The following is a 19753-nucleotide window of genomic DNA, read 5'->3' as shown; positions in this document are numbered from 1 at the left end:
GGGGCCGGGGCGTGCTGCTGGGGGGCGCCGCCGCGCTGGTGCCGGTCGGGGGCCGGGCCCTTGCCGCCGCGGTCGCGGGCCCAGCGGGCCAGCTGGGCGACCCGCTTGACGACGAACTGGGTGTCGAGGATGCCGAGCATCCCGGCGAGCTGGACGGCGACCTCGTGCTGGGCGCCGCTGTTCTTGATGCGGGCGACGACGGGTGCCGCTTCGTCGAGGGCCGCCGCGCGCCCGGCCGGGGTGTCCAGGTCGTAGCGGGAGACGATCTGGCGCAGGGCGAACTCGAAGAGCGGGGTGCGGGGTTCGACCAGGTCGGCGACCGCCTCGTCGCCCTTGGCGAGGCGCAGGTCGCAGGGGTCCATGCCGTCGGGGGCGATGGCGATGTACGTCTCGGCGGCGAACTTCTGGTCGTCCTCGAAGGCGCGCAGCGCGGCCTTCTGGCCGGCCGCGTCGCCGTCGAAGGTGAAGATGACGCGGGCGCTGCCGTTGTCCATGAGCAGCCGGCGGAGGATCTTGATGTGGTCGCCGCCGAAGGCGGTGCCGCAGGTGGCGATGGCGGTCGTCACGCCCGCGAGATGGCAGGCCATGACGTCCGTGTAGCCCTCGACCACTACCGCGCGGGACGTCTTCGCGATGTCCTTCTTCGCCAGGTCGATGCCGTAGAGGACCTGGGACTTCTTGTAGATCGCCGTCTCGGGGGTGTTGAGGTACTTCGGGCCGTTGTCCGCCTCGTAGAGCTTGCGGGCGCCGAAGCCCACGACGTCGCCGCCGATGTCGCGGATGGGCCACATCAGCCGGCCGCGGAAGCGGTCGATGGGGCCGCGGCGGCCCTCCTGGGCGAGGCCGGAGAGGATCAGCTCCTTGTCGCTGAAGCCCTTGCCGCGCAGATAGCGGGTGAGGTGGTCCCAGCCCTGGGGGCTGTAGCCGACGCCGAAGTGGACGGCGGCGGCCTGGTCGAAGCCGCGCTCGGCGAGGAAGATCCGGCCGGTCTCGGCTTCGGGGCTGGTCGCGAGCTGTTCCGCGTACCACTCGGCGGCGATCTTGTGGGCCTCGACGAGGCGGATGCGCTCGCCGCGCTGGTGGGCGGGGTTGTACCCGCCCTCCTCGTAGCGCAGGGTGATCCCGGCCTGGGCGGCGAGGCGCTCGACCGCCTCCGAGAAGGAGAGGTGGTCGATCTTCATCACGAACGTGATGGTGTCGCCGCCCTCCTGGCAGCCGAAGCAGTGGAACAGCCCCTTGCTGGGGCTGACCTGGAAGGACGGGGACTTCTCGTCGTGGAAGGGGCACAGCCCCTTGAGATTCCCGCCACCGGCGTTGCGCAGCTGGAGGTACTCGGACACCACGGCGTCGATCGGGACCGCGTCCCGTACCGCCTTCACGTCCTCGTCGTTGATCCGTCCAGCCACGCGTGAATTCTACGGGGGCGCACCGACACTCCTGTGCGGCGTGATGTCAGGATGCGAGGCTTTCGAGGGGTACGTGAGGGTCCGCCAGTGCCTCCGTGTCCACCTGGGCCCGGGATCGGATCAGCCGCTGGATCTGGTCCGTGACGTCCCACACATTCACGTTCATCCCGGCCAGCACCCTGCCCTCCCGCACCCAGAACGCGATGAACTCCCGCTTGCCCGCGTCGCCCCGGATCACCACCTGGTCGTACGACCCCGGCGGCGCCCAGCCCGAGTACTCCATGCCCAGGTCGTACTGGTCGGTGAAGAAGTAGGGCACGCGGTCGTACAGCTCCTCGCGGCCCAGCATCGCCCGCGCCGCCGCAGGACCGCCGTTCAGCGCGTTGGCCCAGTGCTCCACCCTCAGCCGCGTACCGAACAGCCCGTGCGGGAAGGACGCGACATCACCGGCGGCGTAGATGTCGGGGTCGGAGGTGCGCAGCCGTTCGTCGACGAGGACGCCGCCCCCGTCGGCCGGGTCCGCCAGCTGAAGTCCCGCCCCCTCCGCGAGAGCGGTCCGCGGGGCCGCGCCGATCGCCGCGAGGACCGCGTGCGCCGGGTGCTCCTCGCCGTCGTCCGTGCGGGCCGCGAGGACCATGCCGTCCTGGCCGGTGATCTCGGTGAGGGTGACGCCGAAGTGGAAGCGGACGCCGTGCTCGCGGTGCAGCTCGGCGAAGAGCTGACCGAGCTCGGGCCCGAGGACCGAGTGCAGCGGGGTCGGACCGCGGTGCACGACGGTGACCTCCGCGCCGTACTCACGGGCCGCCGCCGCGACCTCCAGGCCGATCCAGCCGGCGCCCGCGATCACCAGATGGCCGTTGTCCCGGCCGAGGGAGGTCAGGACGCCCTTGAGGCGTTCGGCGTGGGCGAGGCGCCGCAGGTGGTGCACGCCGGCGAGGTCCGTGCCCGGGATGTCGAGGCGGCGGGGCTCGGCCCCGGTGGCCAGCAGCAGTTTGTCGTAGCGGACGGTGGTGCCGTCCTCGCCGAAGCGGACGGTGCGGGCGGCGCGGTCGACGGCGTCGACGGTCTGGCCGAGGTGCAGCTCGACGTCGTGGCGGGCGTACCAGGCGGGCTCGTGCACGAAGACGCTGTCGCGGGCCGCCTTGCCGAGGAGGTAGCCCTTGGACAGCGGCGGACGCTCGTACGGGTGGTCGCGCTCGTCGCAGATCAGTATCACGCGGCCGGTGAAGCCCTCCTCACGCAGCGTCTCGGCCGCCTTCGCGCCGGCCAGGCCGCCTCCGACGATGACGAATGTCTGATCCGCGTCGACCACTTGATGCCTCCTCGTAAGGGTGCCGCCACTTGCGAGCGTCCCGCACACCGCGTGGTGCGGGAAGAGGGAGTGACCCGATCAGGCCACCGGCGGTCACATTCGGGCGGACTTTGCTCCTGGCGTCTGCCCCGTCATCCCGGCGTCTGCCCCGTCATCCGGGCGTGCAGCGAGCGGGCGGAGGCGTCGGTGAGGCTGGCGATCTGGTCGACGATCACCCGCTTGCGTGCGCGGTCGTCCGGCGCCTGGTCGAACAGCGCGCGGAACTGCGGGTCCAGGCCCTCCGGCGCGCGGGCGGTGAGCGCCTCGGCCAGTTCGACGACGACGATCCGCTGGTCGGCGCGGAGCCGCTCCTGCTCGGCGCGCTGCATGACGTACCGGTCGGCGACGGCCTTGAGGACGGCGCACTCCATCCGCGTGCTTCTCGGGACGACGAGCTCGGCGTCGTAGCGGGCGAGGTCGCCGTTGCCGTAGGTCTGGCGGGTGGCGCCCTCGGCGGCGAGGCAGAAGCGGCCGATGAGCTGGCTGGTGGCGTCCTTCAGGCGGGCCTGGGCGACGGCGGTGCCGTCGTAGCCGTGCGGCCACCACTCCTGGTCGAGGAGACGGTCGAGGGCCTCGGCGAGTTCGGCGGGGTCGGTGGCGGCGTCGACGTAACGGCCGATCGCGACGGCGAAGACCGCCTGGCGTTCGGGCTCGGCGTGCAGGCAGTCCGGGTCGATGTGGCCGGCGTGCAGGCCGTCCTCCACGTCGTGGACGGAGTACGCCACGTCGTCGGCCCAGTCCATGACCTGGGCCTCGAAGCAGGTGCGGGTGCCGGGGGCGTCCTTGCGGAGCCAGTCGAAGACGGGGCGGTCGTCGTCGTAGACACCGAACTTCGGGGAGGCCGGGTCGACGGGGTGGGCGCCTCTCGGCCAGGGGTACTTCGTGGCGGCGTCGAGGGTGGCGCGGGTGAGGTTGAGGCCGACGGAGCCGTCCGGGGTGAAGCGTTTCGGCTCGATACGGGTGAGGAGGCGCAGCGACTGGGCGTTGCCCTCGAAGCCGCCGCAGTCCTCCGCGAAGTCGTTGAGGGCCTGTTCTCCGTTGTGGCCGAAGGGGGGATGGCCGAGGTCGTGGGCGAGGCAGGCGGCTTCCACGAGGTCGGGGTCGCAGCCGAGGGCCGCGCCGAGTTCGCGGCCGACCTGGGCGCATTCCAGGGAGTGGGTGAGGCGGGTGCGGGGGCTGGGGTCCCAGGCGGTGGCGGTGCGTTCGCCGGGGGTGACGACCTGGGTCTTGCCGGCGAGTCTTCTGAGGGCGGAGGAGTGGAGGATGCGGGCGCGGTCGCGTTGGAAGGCGGTGCGGCCAGGGCGTTTGTCCGGTTCCGGGGCCCAGCGTTCCACTGCGGACTCGTCGTAGTGCATGCACCGACAGTAATAGGGGGGACTGACAGATTCGCCCACTCGTCTGCCGGGTTCGGAGAGTTTGCGGGTGCGGGTTGTTCGTGGCTTGTCGCGCAGTTCCCCGCGCCCCTGGGATGCTGGCCCCTCCCGGTGTTCTCAGGCCGAGGCCAGTGCCGGGATGGTCTCCGCCGGGGTTGTCAGGGTCTGGTCGTAGCGGTGGAGGATGAGGTTCGCCATCGCCTCGTGGGTGCCCAAGGGGGACGACGCTATCCAGGGGGCCGCCTGGGTGCACTCCGTGGCGAAGCGGCCGGGGGCCGTGAAGTAGGACGCGACGGCGACCTTGGTGCGGCCGGCGGCCGCCAGTGTGCGCAGGGCGTCGGGGATCGTGGGGGTCGCGGTGGTCGCGTAGGCCGGGAGGACCGGGACACCCAGGCGGGCGGCGAGGAGGTCGGCGGTGCGGTGGGTGTCGATCTTCGACTCGGGGTCGCGGGAGCCCGCGGCGGCGAGCACGACGGCGCTGTCGGCGGTGGGCGTCTCGGGCCAGCCGGCCTCGGTGAGGCGGGCGTGCAGGGCCTCGACGAGGAGGGGGTGCGGGCCGAGGGCGGGGGCCACGCGGGCGTGCACCTCGGCGCGGGCGGCCATCTCGGGGATGTCCCGCTTGACGTGGTAGCCGCGGCTGAGCAGCAGCGGGACCAGGATCGCCTCGCCCGTGCCGAGACCGGCGAGGGTGTCGAGCGTGTCGGGGAGCAGCGGGGCGTTGAGCTCGATGTGGCCCAGGTGGACGGGCAGGCCGGGGCGCAGGGCGCGGACCCGGTCGAGGAGGTCCCGTACGGTGCTCAGGGCACGGGGGTCGCGGCTGCCGTGGGCCACCACGACGAGGGCGGGCGGGGCCGGGCGGCGCCGGCCGCTCAGCGTGACCAGGCCGAGCTGTCCCGCGAGGCTGGTGCCGATCCGGTTCATGAGGTCCGCCGTGGTGTCGAGGTGCGTCGCCGTCATGCACCGATGGTGGGGGCGGCACGTTGCCTTCCCGTTGCGCGGGGGTCACAGGCGTTTTCCGGCCGTTCACCGTGCCGCCCCTCAGGGGTGTGAGCCGCCGTGACCTGTGGTTTCGCCGATCGGGGTGAAGCTGGTCACAGGGGGCAGGGCGAACCGTCGGGGGTGCCCGCACGTCTCTGACGGTCGAGAGCCGACCCGGAGGGGGCCGTCCGATGCGCCGTTTCACCGTCCGCGCCCCGCGTCTGCCGCGCACGCGGAAGGGGCGGCGGCGGCTGGTGCAGGCCGTGATGGCCGGGTGCGTGCTGGCGCTGCTGCCGGCGACCTGGCTGCGGCTGGCCTCGGAGGGCCGGCTGCACACCGTCGCGGACGCGCCGCGGACGGAGGTCGCCGTCGTGTTCGGGGCGGGGCTGTGGCAGGGCGAGCCGTCGCCGTATCTCGCGCACCGGCTGGACGCGGCGGCCGAGCTGTACCGGGCGGGCCGGATCGAGGTGGTCCTGGTGACCGGCGACAACAGCCGGGTCGACTACGACGAGCCGGACGCGATGCGCGCGTATCTGACCCGGCACGGCGTGCCCGACGCGCGCATCGTCAGCGACTACGCGGGCTTCGACACCTGGGACTCCTGCGTCCGCGCGAAGAAGATCTTCGGCGTGGACCGGGCCGTGCTGATCAGCCAGGGTTTCCATGTCCGGCGGGCGGTGGCGCTGTGCCGGGCGGCGGGGGTGACGTCGTACGGCGTCGGCGTCGACGAGCCGCACGACGGCACCTGGTACTACGGGACCGTCCGGGAGGTCCTCGCGGCGGGCAAGGCAGCCGCCGACGCCGCGTTCCGGCCGGACCCGCGGTTCCTGGGACCGAGGGAGCCGGGGGTGGAGCGGGCGCTGGCGGAGGGCGGGGGCTCATGACCTCGCGGGCCCTCACCGTCGTCCCCCGAGCGCGGGGAGGTCGCCGTACCGGGTGTGTAACAGGGGTCGGTGCGATGCGTAACACCGGGGACGCACGCTGGGCGGTATGCAGAACACCGTGACGCCCACGCACTGCCCCTACTGCGCCCTGCAGTGCGGGATGAATCTGACGCCCGCCGACGGCGGGACCGTCGAGGTGAGCGAGCGCGCGGACTTCCCGGTGAACCGGGGGGCGCTGTGCGGCAAGGGACGTACGGCGCCGGCGGTGCTGTCGTCGAGGGTGCGGCTGACCTCGCCGTTGGTGCGCTCGGAGGGCGGCACGCTGGTGCCGGCCACGTGGGACGAGGCGCTGGGGCGGATCGCCGAGGCGCTCGGCCGGACGCGGGCCGCGCACGGGGCGGACGCGGTCGGGGTGTTCGGCGGGGGCGGGCTGACCAATGAGAAGGCGTACGCCCTCGGGAAGTTCGCGCGGGTCGTGCTGGGGACCTCGCAGATCGACTACAACGGCCGGTTCTGCATGTCGTCGGCCGCGGCGGCCGGGACCAAGGCGTTCGGGCTGGACCGGGGGCTGCCGTTCCCGCTGGAGGACATTCCGCGGACGGGATGCGTCATCCTCGTCGGCTCGAATCCCGCCGAGACCATGCCGCCGTCGCTGCGGTACTTCACCGAGCTGAAGGAGAACGGCGGCACGCTGATCGTCATCGATCCGCGCCGCACCCGGACCGCCGAGCACGCCGATCTGCATCTGGCGCCGCGTCCCGGCACCGATCTCGCGCTGGCGCTGGGACTGCTGCACCTGGTCGTCGCCGAGGGCCGCACCGACGAGCGGTACATCCAGGAGCGCACGGTCGGCTGGGAGGAGACCCGGGCGGCGGCGATGGCGCACTGGCCGGAGTACGTGGAGCGGATCACGGGGGTGTCCGTTCCTCAACTGCGGGAAGCGGTAAGGCTGTTCTGCGAGCCGGAGCACGCCATGGTGCTCACCGCGCGCGGGCCCGAGCAGCAGTCCAAGGGCACGGACACGGTGGGCGCGTGGATCAACCTCGTCCTGGCGACGGGCCGTGCGGGGCGCCCGCTGTCCGGGTACGGGTGCCTGACCGGGCAGGGCAACGGGCAGGGCGGGCGTGAACACGGCCAGAAGGCCGACCAGTTGCCCGGCTACCGCAAGCTCACCGACCCGGAGGCGCGGCGGCATGTCGCCGAGGTGTGGGGCGTGGACCCCGACTCGTTGCCGGGGCCCGGGCGCAGTGCGTACGAGCTGCTGGACGCGCTGGGCACGGACATCCGTGCGCTGCTGCTGATGGGCTCCAACCCGGTGGTGTCGGCGCCGCGCGCCGCGCACATCGAGGAGCGGATCCGCTCGCTGGACTTCCTGGCGGTGTGCGACGTCGTGCTGTCGGAGACGGCCGCGCTCGCCGATGTCGTCCTGCCGGTCACACAGTGGGCGGAGGAGACGGGGACGACGACCAACCTGGAGGGGCGGGTGCTGCTGCGACGCCGGGCGATCACTCCGCCGGAGGGCGTGCACAGCGACCTGTATGTGCTGCACGAGCTGGCCGCCCGGCTCGGTGTGGAGAAGGGTTTCCCGACCGACCCCGAGGAGGTCTTCGAGGAACTGCGCCGGGCGAGCGCGGGCGGGCCTGCGGACTATTCCGGGATCACCTATCGCCGGCTGGCGGAGGAGAACGGCGTCTTCTGGCCGTGCCCGGCGGTGGAGCCGGCGGACGACATCGAGGGCTCCTCTCCTGAGGCGGCGGTGGGGGACGACCCCGAGGACGCGTCCCTGGACACGGCGGCCGACGACCCGGCGCGGGACGTGACCCCGGCCGCCGTCCACCCCGGCACCCCCCGCATGTTCCTCGACCGCTTCGCCACCGACGACGGTCGCGCCCGCTTCGTCCCCGTCTCGCATCGGGCGGTCGCCGAGGAGCCCGACGACGAGTACCCGGTGCTGCTGACCACCGGGCGGGTGGTCTCGCAGTACCAGTCCGGCGCCCAGACCCGGCGCGTCGACGAGCTGAACGCCGCCGCGCCGGGACCGTTCGTGGAGCTGCACCCCCGGCTCGCGGAGCGGCTCGGTGCGGCCGAGGGCGACCCGGTGGCCGTGGTGTCCCGGCGGGGCCGGGCGGTGGCACCGGCGCGCATCACCACCGCGATCCGGCCCGACACGGTGTTCATGCCGTTCCACTGGGCGGGCGAGGGCCGCGCCAACACCCTCACCAACCCGGCCCTCGACCCGACCTCCCGCATGCCGGAGTTCAAGGCGTGCGCGGTACGCCTGGAGGCGGTGCGGGCCTAGCGGCCCTCCCTGTCCAGGCGCGTCGGGTCAGCTCACGCCGACTGCGCTCCATGCCGCCGCGACGGCCTTGTACTCCGTGCCGTCCTCGCCGTAGAGGTCGCCGGCCGCCTTCAGGGTGGCCGTGCGGGCGCCCGCGTAGTCCGTCGACGAGGTCATGTGGACGGTCAGGGCGCGGTACCAGATCCTGCCGAGCTTGGCGCGGCCGATGCCGGTGACCGTGGAGCCGTCGCAGGTCGGGGAGTTGTGGGCGACGCCGCCCAGGGTCTTCGGGCCGCTGCCCTCGGCGAGCAGGTAGGCGAAGTGGTTGGCGACGCCGGAGGAGTAGTGGACGTCGAGGTCCTTGACCGAGGTGTCCCAGCAGTCGGCGGACGTGCCGTCCTTCGACGGCTTGTCCATGTAGCGCAGGGCGTCCCGGCCGAAGCCGTCGCGGACGATCTTCTCGCCGATCAGATAGTCGCCGGGGTCCTCGGGGTTGGCCGCGTGGAACTCGACGAGCGTGCCGAAGATGTCGGACGTCGCCTCGTTGAGCCCGCCGGACTCCCCCGAGTACGTCAGGGCGGCCGTCTTCGAGGTCACCCCGTGGGTCATCTCGTGCCCGGCGACGTCCAGCGAGACCAGCGGGCCCAGCTGGGTGCCGTCACCGTCGCCGTAGGTCATGCAGAAGCAACTGTCGTCCCAGAAGGCGTTGTTGTACTTGTTGCCGTAGTGGACGCGGTTGTACGAGCCCTTGCCGTCGCCCGCGATGCCGCGGCGGCCGTGGACGTCCTCGTAGTAGTCCCAGGTGACGTCGGTGCCGTACTGGGCGTCCACCGCGGCCGTGGAGCGGTCGGCGGCGCTGCCGGTGCCCCAGTGATTGTCGGCGTCGGTGAAGACGGTCGCCGGGGCACGGGTGAGGCAGACGGCCAGGACGCACAGGTCGGTCCTGTTGCCCGCGTCGCCGGTGTAGGTGCCGCCGCGGGTGGGGTCCTTCAAGGCGTACGAGGATCCCGTGGGCGTGGTCTCCAGCGGGACGGTGCCGCCGTACAGGGACCTGCCGTCCCCGGAGGCGGTCTCGACGCTGTCCCAGGCGTCGATACGGGCGCCGGTGCGGGCGTCGGTGAGCACGGTGCGGGTGACGGGGTTGCCGAGGCCGTCCTGGGCGACCGCGTCGGTGCGCCAGGCCAGCCGGGGTGTGCCGTGCAGGGCGTCGACGACCAGCCGGGGCTTGGCGGTGAGCCTCTTGAGTGTCTCGCCGAGGTGGGCGGCGCGCAGGGCGCTCGCGGCGAGGTCGGCGGCCTTGGGCGCGGTGAGCTTCGGAGTGACGGTGGGCAGGTCGATCCGGGCCTCGGTCGCGCGGTCGGCGCCGCGGTACGTGCCGTCGGGGTCGAGGTGGAGGACGAAGTCGCCGCCGAGGACGGGGAGCCGGTGGTAGGTGCGGTCGTAGCGGATGTGCTGGGTGCCGTCCTTGTCCACGATCACGTCCCGCACCTCGGTGTCCTGGGCGGCGGTGAGACCGAGGGCGGTTGCGTGCTCGGCGAGTACCGAGGCCGCGTGGGAGAGGGCGGTGGCGCGGGTCGGCCGGTCGGCCGCGCCGGCGGTGGGGGACAGGACGGCGGCCAGCAGGGCGGTGCCGGTGACGGCCACACCGGCGGTGACGAGACGGGGACGTCGGACATGCCGTATGGGGCTCAAGCGGTCTCCTGGAACGGGCGCCCCGATGCGCGTGGGGGGAGGGGCGGCGGGGATGGTGACCGCGATTCAAGTGGCGCCGGACATGGCATGTCCATAGCGAGAATGTGGGGGTGTGTGAGGGGTGAGAATCGTTCCTGCAAGGCTCCGGTGGCACTTCGGTGCAGAGGGGCTCCGCCGACGTCCCCGCAGGTGAACGCGTGACTCTCCCCTTCTTCGTCTACGGCACCCTCCGCCCCGGCGAGGTCAACCACGCCCCCTTCCTCCGCGGCCGCACACGCGCACAGGAGCCCGCCCGGCTGCCGGGCGCGGTGCTGTACGAGGGGCCGGGCTATCCGTACGCCGTGGAGGAGCCCGGCGGGACGGTGAGCGGGGAACTGGTCACGGCTCGCGAGGAGGAGTACGCGGCGCTGCTCGGGGAGTTGGACCGGCTGGAGGAGTACGTGCCGGGCGATCCGCGCAACCTGTACGAGCGGGTGGAGCGGGAGGTGATCCGGGCGGCGGACGGTGCCGCGGTGCGGGCCTGGGTGTACGTGGCCGCCCCCGCCGTCGCCGCCCGGCTGCGCGGCCGGGGGAAGCTGATCGAGGGCGGGGACTGGCACGGGCGGGGGCCCCGGTAGGACGGTCACCCGTTCACAGCCGCGCCGGGCACTCTTCGGGCGGTTCACTCTCCTACGTCCGGCCGGGCGCCGGTGACCTGCTAAAACGCACCGGGCACGGCGTCGGCGCCGGTCGGTCTGACACCCGTTCAGCCCGCCTCCTGACGCTGTTTCAGGGAGCGGGCCGGGCGCGCTGCCACTTACCTCGGTAGGGCAGGGACGCGTCCGACGGCGGCACATGGGGGTGCCGCGGGCCGTGGCCCTTCGTGAGCTCGAGGGAGCATCGATGCGAGGTACCGCCCGGCTGCTGTCGTCCGCGACCGGCGCCGCGCTCGCCGTGGCCGCCGCGGGTGTGCTGGCCGCGCCCGCCGCGTACGCCGGTCCGGCCATCGCCCCGGACGGCCGTCCCTTCGGCACGTCGGCCGGGAGTCTGGACGTCTACCCGTCGTCGGCCGTGCCGGGCGGGCAGGTCACGGTGAACACGGCGGCGTGCGACGACGAGGGCGCGACGGAGGGCGACGCCACCGCGGTGGGCGCGGGCCGTTTCACGCTGGCGCCGAGCACGCACGAGCGGGAGATGATCGGGCAGTTCCGGGTGCCGCCGAGCGCGCAGCCGGGGACGTACGAGATCGTCGCGACCTGCGCGGGCAACGGCCGGCGGGTGACGGGCGACCTGGTGGTCACGCTGTCGTCCGGGGCGCAGCAGGTGTATCCCCGAGGAAGTGTGAAGACGGGGGTCGGGGGCGCGCTGGGCCCCGACCCCGTACAGACCGCGGCAGGCGTGGCGGCCCTGGCCGTCGCCGCCGCGGGCGGTACCTGGCTCCTGCATCGCCGGGCGAGAGGCGACGGGATCTGACGGGCACCCTCCGCTGCCCGTCCGCCGGTACCGCATGTCCCTCCCCCTCCGGGTCCGACGCCCCTCGCGGCCCGGAGGGGGGCACGGGGCCGAATCAGGAGAGGTCAGTCCGTCATGCGCCGCAGCTTCCGCCGCATCGGCAGTCCGGGCAACGCCGCCATAGCCGCGGTCACGGTGTTCGCGCTGTGCGCGGGGACGTGGCTGCTGCGCAGCGGGGCCGAGTCGCAGGCGCCGCCGCAGCCGACGGCCGCGCAGGCGCGCTCAGGTAAGGCCGACGACCACAGCGGCGCCCGGAACGCGGCGCCCGCGCTGCCGCCCTCCCCGCCGGACCGGGTGCGCATCCCCGCGATCGACGTGAACGCCCCCCTGACGGGCCTCGGCCTGACGCCCTCCGGCAGCCTCGACGTCCCGCCCGCCGACCGCAAGAACCTGGCCGGCTGGTACGAGGCCGGCACCACCCCCGGTGAGACGGGCACCGCCATCATCGCGGGCCATGTCGACAACGCCGACGGCCCCGCCGTGTTCTACTCCCTCGGCGCCCTGCGCAAGGGCAGCACGATCGAGGTGGACCGCCGCGACGGCACGGTCGCCGTGTTCACGGTGGACGCGGTGGAGGTGTACGACGCGAAGAACTTCCCCGACCGCAAGGTCTACGGCGCGGCGAATCGCCCCGAACTCCGCGTCATCACCTGCGGCGGCGGCTACTCACGCACGACCGGCTACCAGGGCAACGTCGTCGTCTTCGCCCATCTCACGGGGAGCCGCTGACGCCCGCAGTACGTTCGCCTTGCCCCACTCCCCCAGCGGCTCCAGCGCCGCGTTGAGGGCGACGCCCCTCGGGGTGAGCGAGTACTCCACGCAGGGCGGCACCTCGTCGTGGTCCTCGCGGTGGACGATGCCGTCGGCCTCCATCTCCCGCAGATGCGAGGCGAGGACCTTCTCGGTGATGCCGGGCAGCTCTCGGCGCAGTTCGCCGAAGCGGCAGGCCCGCACCGACAGCGCCCACAGGATGAGCACCTTCCATTTGCCGCCGATCACGTCCATCGCCGCGTCGACCCCGCACACATAGCCGCCCGGCCGCCGTCCCCTCGCCATGCGCGTCACCCCGTCCACTGTCGCCATCTGCACGCTTTCCCCGGAGTAAGCGCCCACTTGAAAGTACGTACTTGATCAGGCACTTCCCCGCGGCGAGCGTAGTCGCCATGACCGACAACACCGTTTCCCCGCGCTCTGCTTCCCCGACCCCCCTGACCGTCCTCGGCACCGGCGACATGGGCTCCGCCCTGGTCCGTGCCTGGCTCGCCGCCGGGCATCCCGTGACCGTCTGGAACCGCACACCGGCCCGCGCCGAGCCGCTGGCCGCCGAGGGCGCCACCGTCGCCGCGAGCGCCGCGGACGCGGTGGCCGCGAGCCGTCTGGTGATCGCCTGTCTGCTGGACGACGCCTCCGTCGGCGAGGCGCTGGACGGCGCCGATCTGGCCGGGCGGGACCTGGTGAACCTCACCACCGGCACCCCGGGCGACGCCCGCGCCCGCGCCGCCTGGGCCGAGGCGCGCGGCGCCCGTTTCCTGGACGGCGGGATCATGGCCGTACCGCCGATGATCGGCGACGAGAAGTCCGGGGCGTACGTGTTCTACAGCGGCTCGCGCGCCCTGTTCGAGGAGCACGAGGACGCCCTGGCCGTCCCGGCCGGCACCCGGTACGTCGGCGACGACCCGGGCTTCGCCGCGCTGCACGACGTGGCGCTGCTGAGCGCGATGAGCGGCCTGTTCGCCGGGGCCACCCACGCCTTCGCGCTCATCCGCCGCGAGAACATCGCCCCGGCGGACTTCGCTCCCCTCCTCGCCTCCTGGCTCACCGCGATGACCCCGGCCGTGCACCAGACCGCCGCGCATCTGGAGAGCGGCGACTACACCGAGGGCGTGGTCTCCAACCTCGCCATGCAGTCCGCGGCCAACTCCACCCTGCTCCGCACGGCCGAGGAACAGGGCGTGAGCCCCGAGCTGCTGACGCCGTACATGGACCTGATGGCCCGCCGTGTCGCCGAGGGCCACGGCGACGAGGACGGGACGGGGATGATCGACCTGCTGGCCGGCACTTCCTGACCCGCCTCAGCTCACGGACGGCGCCCCGTCCAGCAGTTCGGCCGGCAGGACGCGACGGGCCCCGGTCACCTCGATCCCGAGCATGCGGCCCGCCGCGTCCAGGTCGAGCATCACCTCGGCGTCCGGCGCGACCCCGTCGACGGCGACCTGCCGGACGGCGGCTCCGTCGGGGATGCGGGCGACGAAGGACAGATACGCGGTGTCGTTCTCCCGGTCGTACTCGATATGCATGGGAGGACGCTATCGGGCGTCTCAGGCCACCCACTGCTCGTACGCCAGGTTCGCCACCAGCGCGAAGACCACCGTCAGCAGCACGATGCGGACGAAGCGGGTGCCCTTCTTCAGGGCGGTGCGGGCGCCGAGGGTGCCGCCCGCGAGGTTGAAGACGGCCATCAGGGCGGCCAGGTGCCACAGGACCGCGCCCTGCCAGGCGAACATCGCGAGCGCGCCGGCGTTGGTGCAGCAGTTGACGATCTTGGCGGTGGCGGAGGCGGTGACCAGGTCGAGGTGGAGCAGGGCGGTGAGGGCCAGGACGAGGAACGTGCCGGTGCCGGGGCCGATGAAACCGTCGTAGAAGCCGATGCCGAGGCCGGCCAGGCCGATCGCCGCGAGGATCTGACGCGGCGTCGCCGGGCCGGTCGCGGGGGCCGTGCCGAAGGCGGGGCGCAGGATCACGAAGGCGGCCACCCCGAGCAGCACCACCATGATCACCGGCTTGAGGACGTCGGTGCTCATCCCGGCCGCGAAGAAGGCCCCCGCGGAGGAGCCCGCGAGGGCCGCGAGGCCGATGCGTACGGCCGTCCTCACGTCGACCGGGGCCTTGCGGGCATACGTCACCGCCGCGCCCGTGGTGCCTACGATCGCGACCGCCTTGTTGGTGCCGAGCGCATGCGCGGCCGGGGTGCCGGCGGGCAGCCCGAGCAGCAGCACGGGCAGGAGCAGCAGCCCTCCGCCGCCGACCACGGCGTCGATCCAGCCGGCGGCGAGGGCCGCGAGGCAGAGCAGGACGACCATGGTCAACGAGATGTCGGGCATGGCCGCGACCCTATGGAGCGGATAGATGTGGCGTCCATCAAGATGAGCTTCTTCTGAGCTTGACGCTGCTCACAGCGCGGCAGAGCGCCCCCTCGGAACCCTCACACCCACCCCGGCCCCCCGCTGAGGGCAGCGTTCCTCGCGGGAAACAGAAGGGATGCGGCCGGGAAACACCCGCACCGCACGCTCAAGGACATGACCTCGAATGAGCGTGTGGTGGTGATCGGCTCCGGCCTCGCGGGCGTACGTCTCGCCCGGCGGCTCGGCGAGCTCGGCACGCCCGTGACGCTGATCGGCGAGGAGGAGCACCGGCCGTACAACCGGGTGCTGCTCGCCGAGGTGCTGGCCGGGCGCTACAGCCCCGAGGTGATCGCCCTGCCGGCGCCGGCCGCGCTGACCCGGGGCCGGGTCACCGGCATCGACCGCGCCGGCCGGACCGTCACCTGCGCGGACGGCGCGGTGATCGCATACGACCGGCTGGTCCTCGCCACCGGCTCCAACCCGGTGCTGCCGCCGCTGCGCGGACTGTTCACCGCCGGTCACGAGCTGCCCGAGGGGGTGCACGCCTTCCGCACCATGGACGACTGCCTGGGTCTCGCCAAGGCGGTCCGGCCGGGTGTGCGGGCGGTCGTCATCGGCGGCGGCCTGCTCGGGGTCTCCGCGGCCCGCGCACTCGCCGTGCGCGGCGCCCAGGTCGTCCTCGCCCAGCAGTCCGAGCGGCTCATGGAGCGCCAGCTCGACCCGGCCGCGTCCAAGCTGGTCAGGCGGCATCTGACCGACCTCGGCGTGGAGGTGCACACCGAGTGCCGGGTGCGCGACGTGCGCTGCGTCGGCGGCGCGGTCCGTTCCGTGGAGATGGCCGACGGCTACGCGCTCGACGCCGACATCGTGGTCCTCGCCTGCGGGGTGCGCCCCAGGGTGGCGCTCGCGCAGGAGGCCGGGCTCGACGTCGGCAAGGGCATCGTCGTCGACGACGAACTGCGCACCTCCGACCCGTACATCCACGCCGTCGGCGACTGCGCCCAGCACGCCGGCACCGTGTACGGGCTGGCCACCCCGGCGCTCGAACAGGCCGACGCGCTCGCCGCGCTGCTCGCCGGTGACGCGAACTCCCGCTACACCGGCACCCGTTCGCTGACCCGGCTCACGCTCACCGGGCACGAGGGCCCCTTCGACCTCGCGGCGTTCGGCGAGACCGAGCCGCTGCCGGGCGACGACGTCGTCCAGCTCACCGACGCCACCCGGGGCACCTACCGCAAGGTCGTCGTCCGCGAGGACCGCCTGGTCGGCGGGGTCCTGGTCGGCGAACTCGGCACCGTCGGCGCCCTCGCGCGCGCCTGGGAGGGAGCAGAGCCGCTCCCCTCCGACGGCGGGCCCCTGCTCCACCTGCTCACCAACGATGGAGGCTCCTGAATGACCGCCAACCCGGGGGGCACCCCCACGATCGTGCTCGTCGGCCACGGCATGGTCGGCCAGCGCTTCCTCGAAGCGCTCGCCGAGCGCGGCCTGACCGCCACGCACCGCGTGGTCGTGCTGTGCGAGGAGCCGCGCCCCGCGTACGACCGCGTCCAGCTCACCTCGTACTTCTCGGGGAAGACGCCCGAGGACCTGTCCATGACGGACTTGGCGTTCATCGAGGACCACGGCATCGAGCTGCACGTCGGCGACCCGGCCGAGACCGTCGACCGCGAGGCGCGCAAGGTCACCGCCCGCTCCGGGCTCGTCGTCGACTACGACGTCCTGGTCCTGGCCACCGGCTCCTACCCGTTCGTGCCGCCGGTGCCGAACAAGGACGCCGAGGGCTGCTTCGTCTACCGCACGATCGAGGACCTGCTCGCGATCGAGGAGTACGCGAAGAAGGCGACCGTGGGCGCGGTGGTCGGCGGCGGTCTGCTGGGCCTGGAGGCGGCCGGTGCCCTCAAGGGCCTCGGACTGACCTCGCACATCGTGGAGTTCGCGCCGCGCCTGATGCCGGTGCAGGTCGACGAGGGCGGTGGCGCGGCGCTGCTGCGGACCATCGAGGAGATGGGGCTGAGCGTCCACACGGGCGTCGGCACCCAGGAGATCGTGGTCGACGAGTCCGGCGCGGTCACCGGCATGAAGCTGTCCGACGGCTCCGAACTCGCCACCGACATGGTGGTGTTCTCCGCCGGTGTCCGCCCCCGCGACCAGCTGGCCCGCGACTGCGGTCTGGCGGTCGGTGAGCGCGGCGGCATCACCGTCGACGAGCAGTGCCGCACGGTCACCGACCCGCACGTGTTCGCGATCGGCGAGTGCGCGCTGGCGGCGGACGGCCGGGTGTACGGCCTGGTGGCTCCCGGTTACGAGCAGGCCGAGACGGCCGCCGCGACCATCGCCGAGGACGAGGCCGCCTTCACCGGGGCCGACCTGTCCACCAAGCTGAAGCTGCTCGGCGTGGACGTGGCGTCCTTCGGCGACGCGCACGGCACCAGCGAGGACTGCCTGGACGTCGTCTACTCCGACTCCCGCGCGGGCCTCTACAAGAAGCTGGTCATCGGCCGCGACGGCACGCTGCTCGGCGGCATCCTGGTCGGCGACGCGGAGGCGTACGGCACGCTGCGCGCCCTGACCGGCTCGGTCCCGCCGATCGCGCCCGAGTCGCTGGTGCTGCCCGCCGGTGCGGGCGGCGGTGCCCAGCTCGGCCCGTCCGCACTGCCGGACGACGCGGTGATCTGCTCCTGCCACAACGTCACCAAGGGCACCATCCGCGGCGCGGTCACCGATCACCAGTGCACCACCGTGCCCGAGGTGAAGAAATGCACCAAGGCCGGTACCGGCTGCGGCAGTTGCGTCAAGGTGCTCGGCCAGCTGGTCAACGCCGAGCTGGAGGCGAGCGGCGTCGAGGTCGACAAGGGCCTGTGCGGCTGCTTCTCGCAGACCCGCGAGGAGCTGTACGAGATCGTCCTCGCCCTGCGCATCAGCTCCTACCAGGACCTGCTCGACCGGTACGGCCGTGAGGGCGCCCGGGGCGGCGACGGCTGCGAGATCTGCAAGCCGGCGGTCGGCTCGATCATCGCCTCCCTCGCCCCGACGATCGGCGCCAGCAACTACGTCCTCGACGGCGAGCAGGCCGCCCTGCAGGACACCAACGACCACTTTCTGGCCAATCTGCAGAAGAACGGCTCGTACTCGGTCGTCCCCCGCATCCCCGGCGGGGAGATCGCGCCCGAGAAGCTCATCGTGATCGGCGAGATCGCCCGTGACTTCGGCCTCTACACGAAGATCACCGGCGGTCAGCGGATCGACATGTTCGGCGCGCGCGTCGAGCAACTCCCGCTGATCTGGGCCCGTCTGGTCGACGCCGGGTTCGAGTCCGGCCACGCGTACGGCAAGTCGCTGCGCACGGTGAAGTCCTGCGTCGGGCAGACCTGGTGCCGCTACGGCGTCCAGGACTCCGTCCGCATGGCGATCGACCTGGAGCTGCGCTACCGGGGGCTGCGCTCGCCGCACAAGCTCAAGTCGGCGGTCTCCGGCTGCCAGCGCGAGTGCGCGGAGGCCCAGTCGAAGGACTTCGGCGTGATCGCCACCGCCAACGGCTGGAACCTGTACGTCGGCGGCAACGGCGGCGCCACCCCGCGCCACGCCGACCTGCTCGCGCAGGACCTCTCCGACGCCGAACTGATCCGCCTGATCGACCGGTTCCTGATGTTCTACATCCGCACCGCCGACCGGCTGGAGCGCACCTCCACCTGGCTGGAGCGGATCCCCGGCGGCCTGGACCACGTACGGGACGTCGTCGTCCACGACTCGCTCGGCATCTGCGACGAGCTGGAGGCGCTGATGGCCGCACACGTCTCGCACTACCGCGACGAGTGGGCCGAGACCATCAACGACCCCGAGAAGCTCGCCCGGTTCGTGTCCTTCGTCAACGCCCCGGACACCCCCGACCCGGTGGTCGCCTTCGTCCCCGAGCGCGACCAGATCAAGCCCGACCTGCCGCTGCTGAACATCGGCCTGCGCCCCGCCGACGAGATCCTGGAAGGAAGCGCCCAGCGATGACCCTGGCACTCGAGACCACCGACCTGAAGGTCCAACTCCGGCTGGACGAGGGCTGGTTCACGGTCTGCGACCTCAGCACGCTGATCCCGGGCCGCGGAGTGGCGGCGCTGCTGCCCGACGGCCGCCAGGTCGCCGTCTTCACCGACCGCGCCGGCCGCCTGTACGCGATCGACAACCGCGACCCGTTCACCGGGGCGGCGGTCCTCTCCCGCGGCCTCACCGGCACCCACCAGGGCCGCCCCTTCGTCGCCTCCCCGCTGCTCAAGCAGCGCTTCGACCTGGAGTCGGGGCAGTGCCTGGACGACGAGGAGGTACGCGTGACGGCGTACGAGGTGAAGGCGGTCTGAGCGGGTCGTACTGAGTGGCGCCGGCGGTGATCCCACGGGGGGGCCGCCGGCGCGCGGCGTGTGGCGGCCGGCGGCCGGGGCTGGTGTGTGACAGCTGGCGGCTGGCGACCGGCGGTGGGCGTGTGACGGACTGCGGCTGACGACCGGCGGCTCGCGGCTGGCGACCGGCAGTGGGCGTGTGACGGCTCGCGGCTCGCGGCCACGACCGGCGTGCAGTACCCGTCGTCGGCCGTCCTGCCCGATCGCACCCACGCCGCTCCCTCGATCGGGCTACGCTCCGTCCCTGCGGAGCCCGTACGACCCTTCCGTTTCATACGCTCCCCGAGTGACTCGTACCCCTGCGCTGAACACCGGGCTCGAGGACTTCCTCGCCTGGGCCGCCCGTGAGCGCGGCACCGGCCTGCCCGAGCGCCCCGCCGACGCCGTACTCACCCTGCTCGCGCTGCGCGGTGCGGACCGCCGCACCGGGGTGCCCGAACCGACGCCGCGGCTGGTCGAGCAGGTGCTCCTCGAGGATCTGCCGGGGCTGCTGGGGGCGAGGCAGGAGGAGACGGCGGCCGTACCGGACGTGCTGCGGACGCTCGCCGACTGCGTCCGGGACGCGGGCCGGCTCAACGCCAAGCGCCACGCCCGGCTGCTCACGGCCGTCGACGACGCCGAGCCCGGATTCCGGCGCGCCATGGCCGACCCGGCGCTGCTGACCTGGCACCGCTGGTACGCGTCCCTGCTGCACGCGGATGGAGTGGCCGCCGACGACCCCGGAGCCGTACGCGCCTGGCTCGACGCCCACGCCGCCGCCCCGCACACCGGGCGGCCCACGCTGCCGGAGTCC

General features: G+C 73.0%; 17 protein-coding genes and 1 pseudogene. 10 read left to right on the top strand and 8 right to left on the bottom strand.

Features of this window, described 5'->3' with window-relative positions:
• The 4 genes from dnaG to N4P33_RS18495 form a co-directional block, all read right to left on the bottom strand.
• A partial coding sequence (gene dnaG, locus N4P33_RS18510) for a DNA primase (protein ID WP_260827734.1) occupies positions 1–1406 on the bottom strand: 1406 nt, incomplete at its 3' end.
• A 46-nt stretch (positions 1407–1452) separates the two neighbouring features.
• Positions 1453–2718, bottom strand: coding sequence for an NAD(P)/FAD-dependent oxidoreductase (locus N4P33_RS18505; RefSeq protein ID WP_260827733.1), 1266 nt, complete (start codon positions 2716–2718; stop codon positions 1453–1455).
• 131 nt (positions 2719–2849) lie between these two features.
• The gene (locus tag N4P33_RS18500) at positions 2850–4112 is read right to left on the bottom strand and encodes a deoxyguanosinetriphosphate triphosphohydrolase (protein ID WP_260827732.1); all 1263 of its coding nucleotides are present in this window, start codon (positions 4110–4112) and stop codon (positions 2850–2852) included.
• Positions 4113–4247: 135 nt separating this feature from the next.
• Complete coding sequence (locus tag N4P33_RS18495; RefSeq protein ID WP_260827731.1) at positions 4248–5087, bottom strand: sirohydrochlorin chelatase; 840 nt, start codon at positions 5085–5087, stop codon at positions 4248–4250.
• A 212-nt stretch (positions 5088–5299) separates the two neighbouring features.
• Between N4P33_RS18495 and N4P33_RS18490 the strand changes: the two genes are divergently transcribed.
• Together N4P33_RS18490 and N4P33_RS18485 are read left to right on the top strand one after the other, a co-directional pair.
• Entirely contained in the window at positions 5300–5992 is a 693-nt protein-coding gene (locus N4P33_RS18490) for a vancomycin high temperature exclusion protein (RefSeq protein WP_260827730.1), read from the top strand.
• Positions 5993–6098: 106 nt separating this feature from the next.
• Positions 6099–8291 (top strand): molybdopterin oxidoreductase family protein, encoded by a 2193-nt coding sequence (locus N4P33_RS18485; protein WP_260827729.1) that lies wholly within the window; start codon positions 6099–6101, stop codon positions 8289–8291.
• 27 nt (positions 8292–8318) lie between these two features.
• On the opposite strand, the gene N4P33_RS18480 is transcribed toward N4P33_RS18485, so the two are convergent.
• Positions 8319–9962, bottom strand: coding sequence for a M4 family metallopeptidase (locus tag N4P33_RS18480; protein ID WP_260827728.1), 1644 nt, complete (start codon positions 9960–9962; stop codon positions 8319–8321).
• 197 nt (positions 9963–10159) lie between these two features.
• Between N4P33_RS18480 and N4P33_RS18475 the strand changes: the two genes are divergently transcribed.
• From N4P33_RS18475 to N4P33_RS18465, 3 genes are all read left to right on the top strand, one after another.
• Positions 10160–10579 carry a gamma-glutamylcyclotransferase family protein gene (locus N4P33_RS18475; protein ID WP_260827727.1) on the top strand — a complete coding sequence of 140 codons (420 nt, stop codon included), beginning with the start codon at positions 10160–10162 and terminating at the stop codon, positions 10577–10579.
• Positions 10580–10844: 265 nt separating this feature from the next.
• On the top strand, positions 10845–11414 hold the full coding sequence (locus tag N4P33_RS18470; protein WP_260827726.1) for a hypothetical protein: 570 nt from the start codon (positions 10845–10847) through the stop codon (positions 11412–11414).
• 114 nt (positions 11415–11528) lie between these two features.
• Positions 11529–12182: a class F sortase gene (locus tag N4P33_RS18465; protein ID WP_260827725.1), complete on the top strand. Its 654-nt coding sequence runs from the start codon at positions 11529–11531 to the stop codon at positions 12180–12182.
• On the opposite strand, the gene N4P33_RS18460 is transcribed toward N4P33_RS18465, so the two are convergent.
• Positions 12120–12536, bottom strand: coding sequence for a winged helix-turn-helix transcriptional regulator (locus N4P33_RS18460; RefSeq protein WP_399029704.1), 417 nt, complete (start codon positions 12534–12536; stop codon positions 12120–12122). The genes N4P33_RS18465 and N4P33_RS18460 overlap by 63 nt on opposite strands.
• Before the next feature lie 80 nt (positions 12537–12616).
• Between N4P33_RS18460 and N4P33_RS18455 the strand changes: the two genes are divergently transcribed.
• Positions 12617–13519 (top strand): NAD(P)-dependent oxidoreductase, encoded by a 903-nt coding sequence (locus tag N4P33_RS18455; protein WP_260827724.1) that lies wholly within the window; start codon positions 12617–12619, stop codon positions 13517–13519.
• 6 nt (positions 13520–13525) lie between these two features.
• Here N4P33_RS18455 and N4P33_RS18450 read toward each other — a convergent pair whose 3' ends face one another.
• Positions 13526–13750: a DUF2283 domain-containing protein gene (locus N4P33_RS18450; protein WP_260827723.1), complete on the bottom strand. Its 225-nt coding sequence runs from the start codon at positions 13748–13750 to the stop codon at positions 13526–13528.
• Positions 13751–13771: 21 nt separating this feature from the next.
• Positions 13772–14554 carry a TSUP family transporter gene (locus N4P33_RS18445; protein WP_260827722.1) on the bottom strand — a complete coding sequence of 261 codons (783 nt, stop codon included), beginning with the start codon at positions 14552–14554 and terminating at the stop codon, positions 13772–13774.
• 195 nt (positions 14555–14749) lie between these two features.
• On the opposite strand from N4P33_RS18445, the gene N4P33_RS18440 reads away from it, so the two are divergent.
• The 4 genes and pseudogenes from N4P33_RS18440 to N4P33_RS18425 form a co-directional block, all read left to right on the top strand.
• Positions 14750–15967, top strand: coding sequence for an NAD(P)/FAD-dependent oxidoreductase (locus N4P33_RS18440; RefSeq protein WP_260827721.1), 1218 nt, complete (start codon positions 14750–14752; stop codon positions 15965–15967).
• Positions 15968–18574 (top strand): nitrite reductase large subunit NirB, encoded by a 2607-nt coding sequence (nirB, locus tag N4P33_RS18435; RefSeq protein ID WP_260827720.1) that lies wholly within the window; start codon positions 15968–15970, stop codon positions 18572–18574.
• Positions 18571–18921, top strand: coding sequence for a nitrite reductase small subunit NirD (nirD, locus tag N4P33_RS18430; protein ID WP_260827719.1), 351 nt, complete (start codon positions 18571–18573; stop codon positions 18919–18921). The genes nirB and nirD overlap by 4 nt, the downstream gene beginning before the upstream one ends.
• 325 nt (positions 18922–19246) lie before the next feature.
• A pseudogene (locus N4P33_RS18425) lies at positions 19247–19753 on the top strand (hypothetical protein); the annotation flags it as partial.

This window comes from Streptomyces sp. 15-116A (assembly GCF_025290915.1).
In the GTDB taxonomy this organism is placed as follows: domain Bacteria; phylum Actinomycetota; class Actinomycetes; order Streptomycetales; family Streptomycetaceae; genus Streptomyces.
The sequence above is the reverse complement of the archived record's forward strand: the minus strand, read 5'-3'. Positions and strand labels throughout refer to the sequence as shown.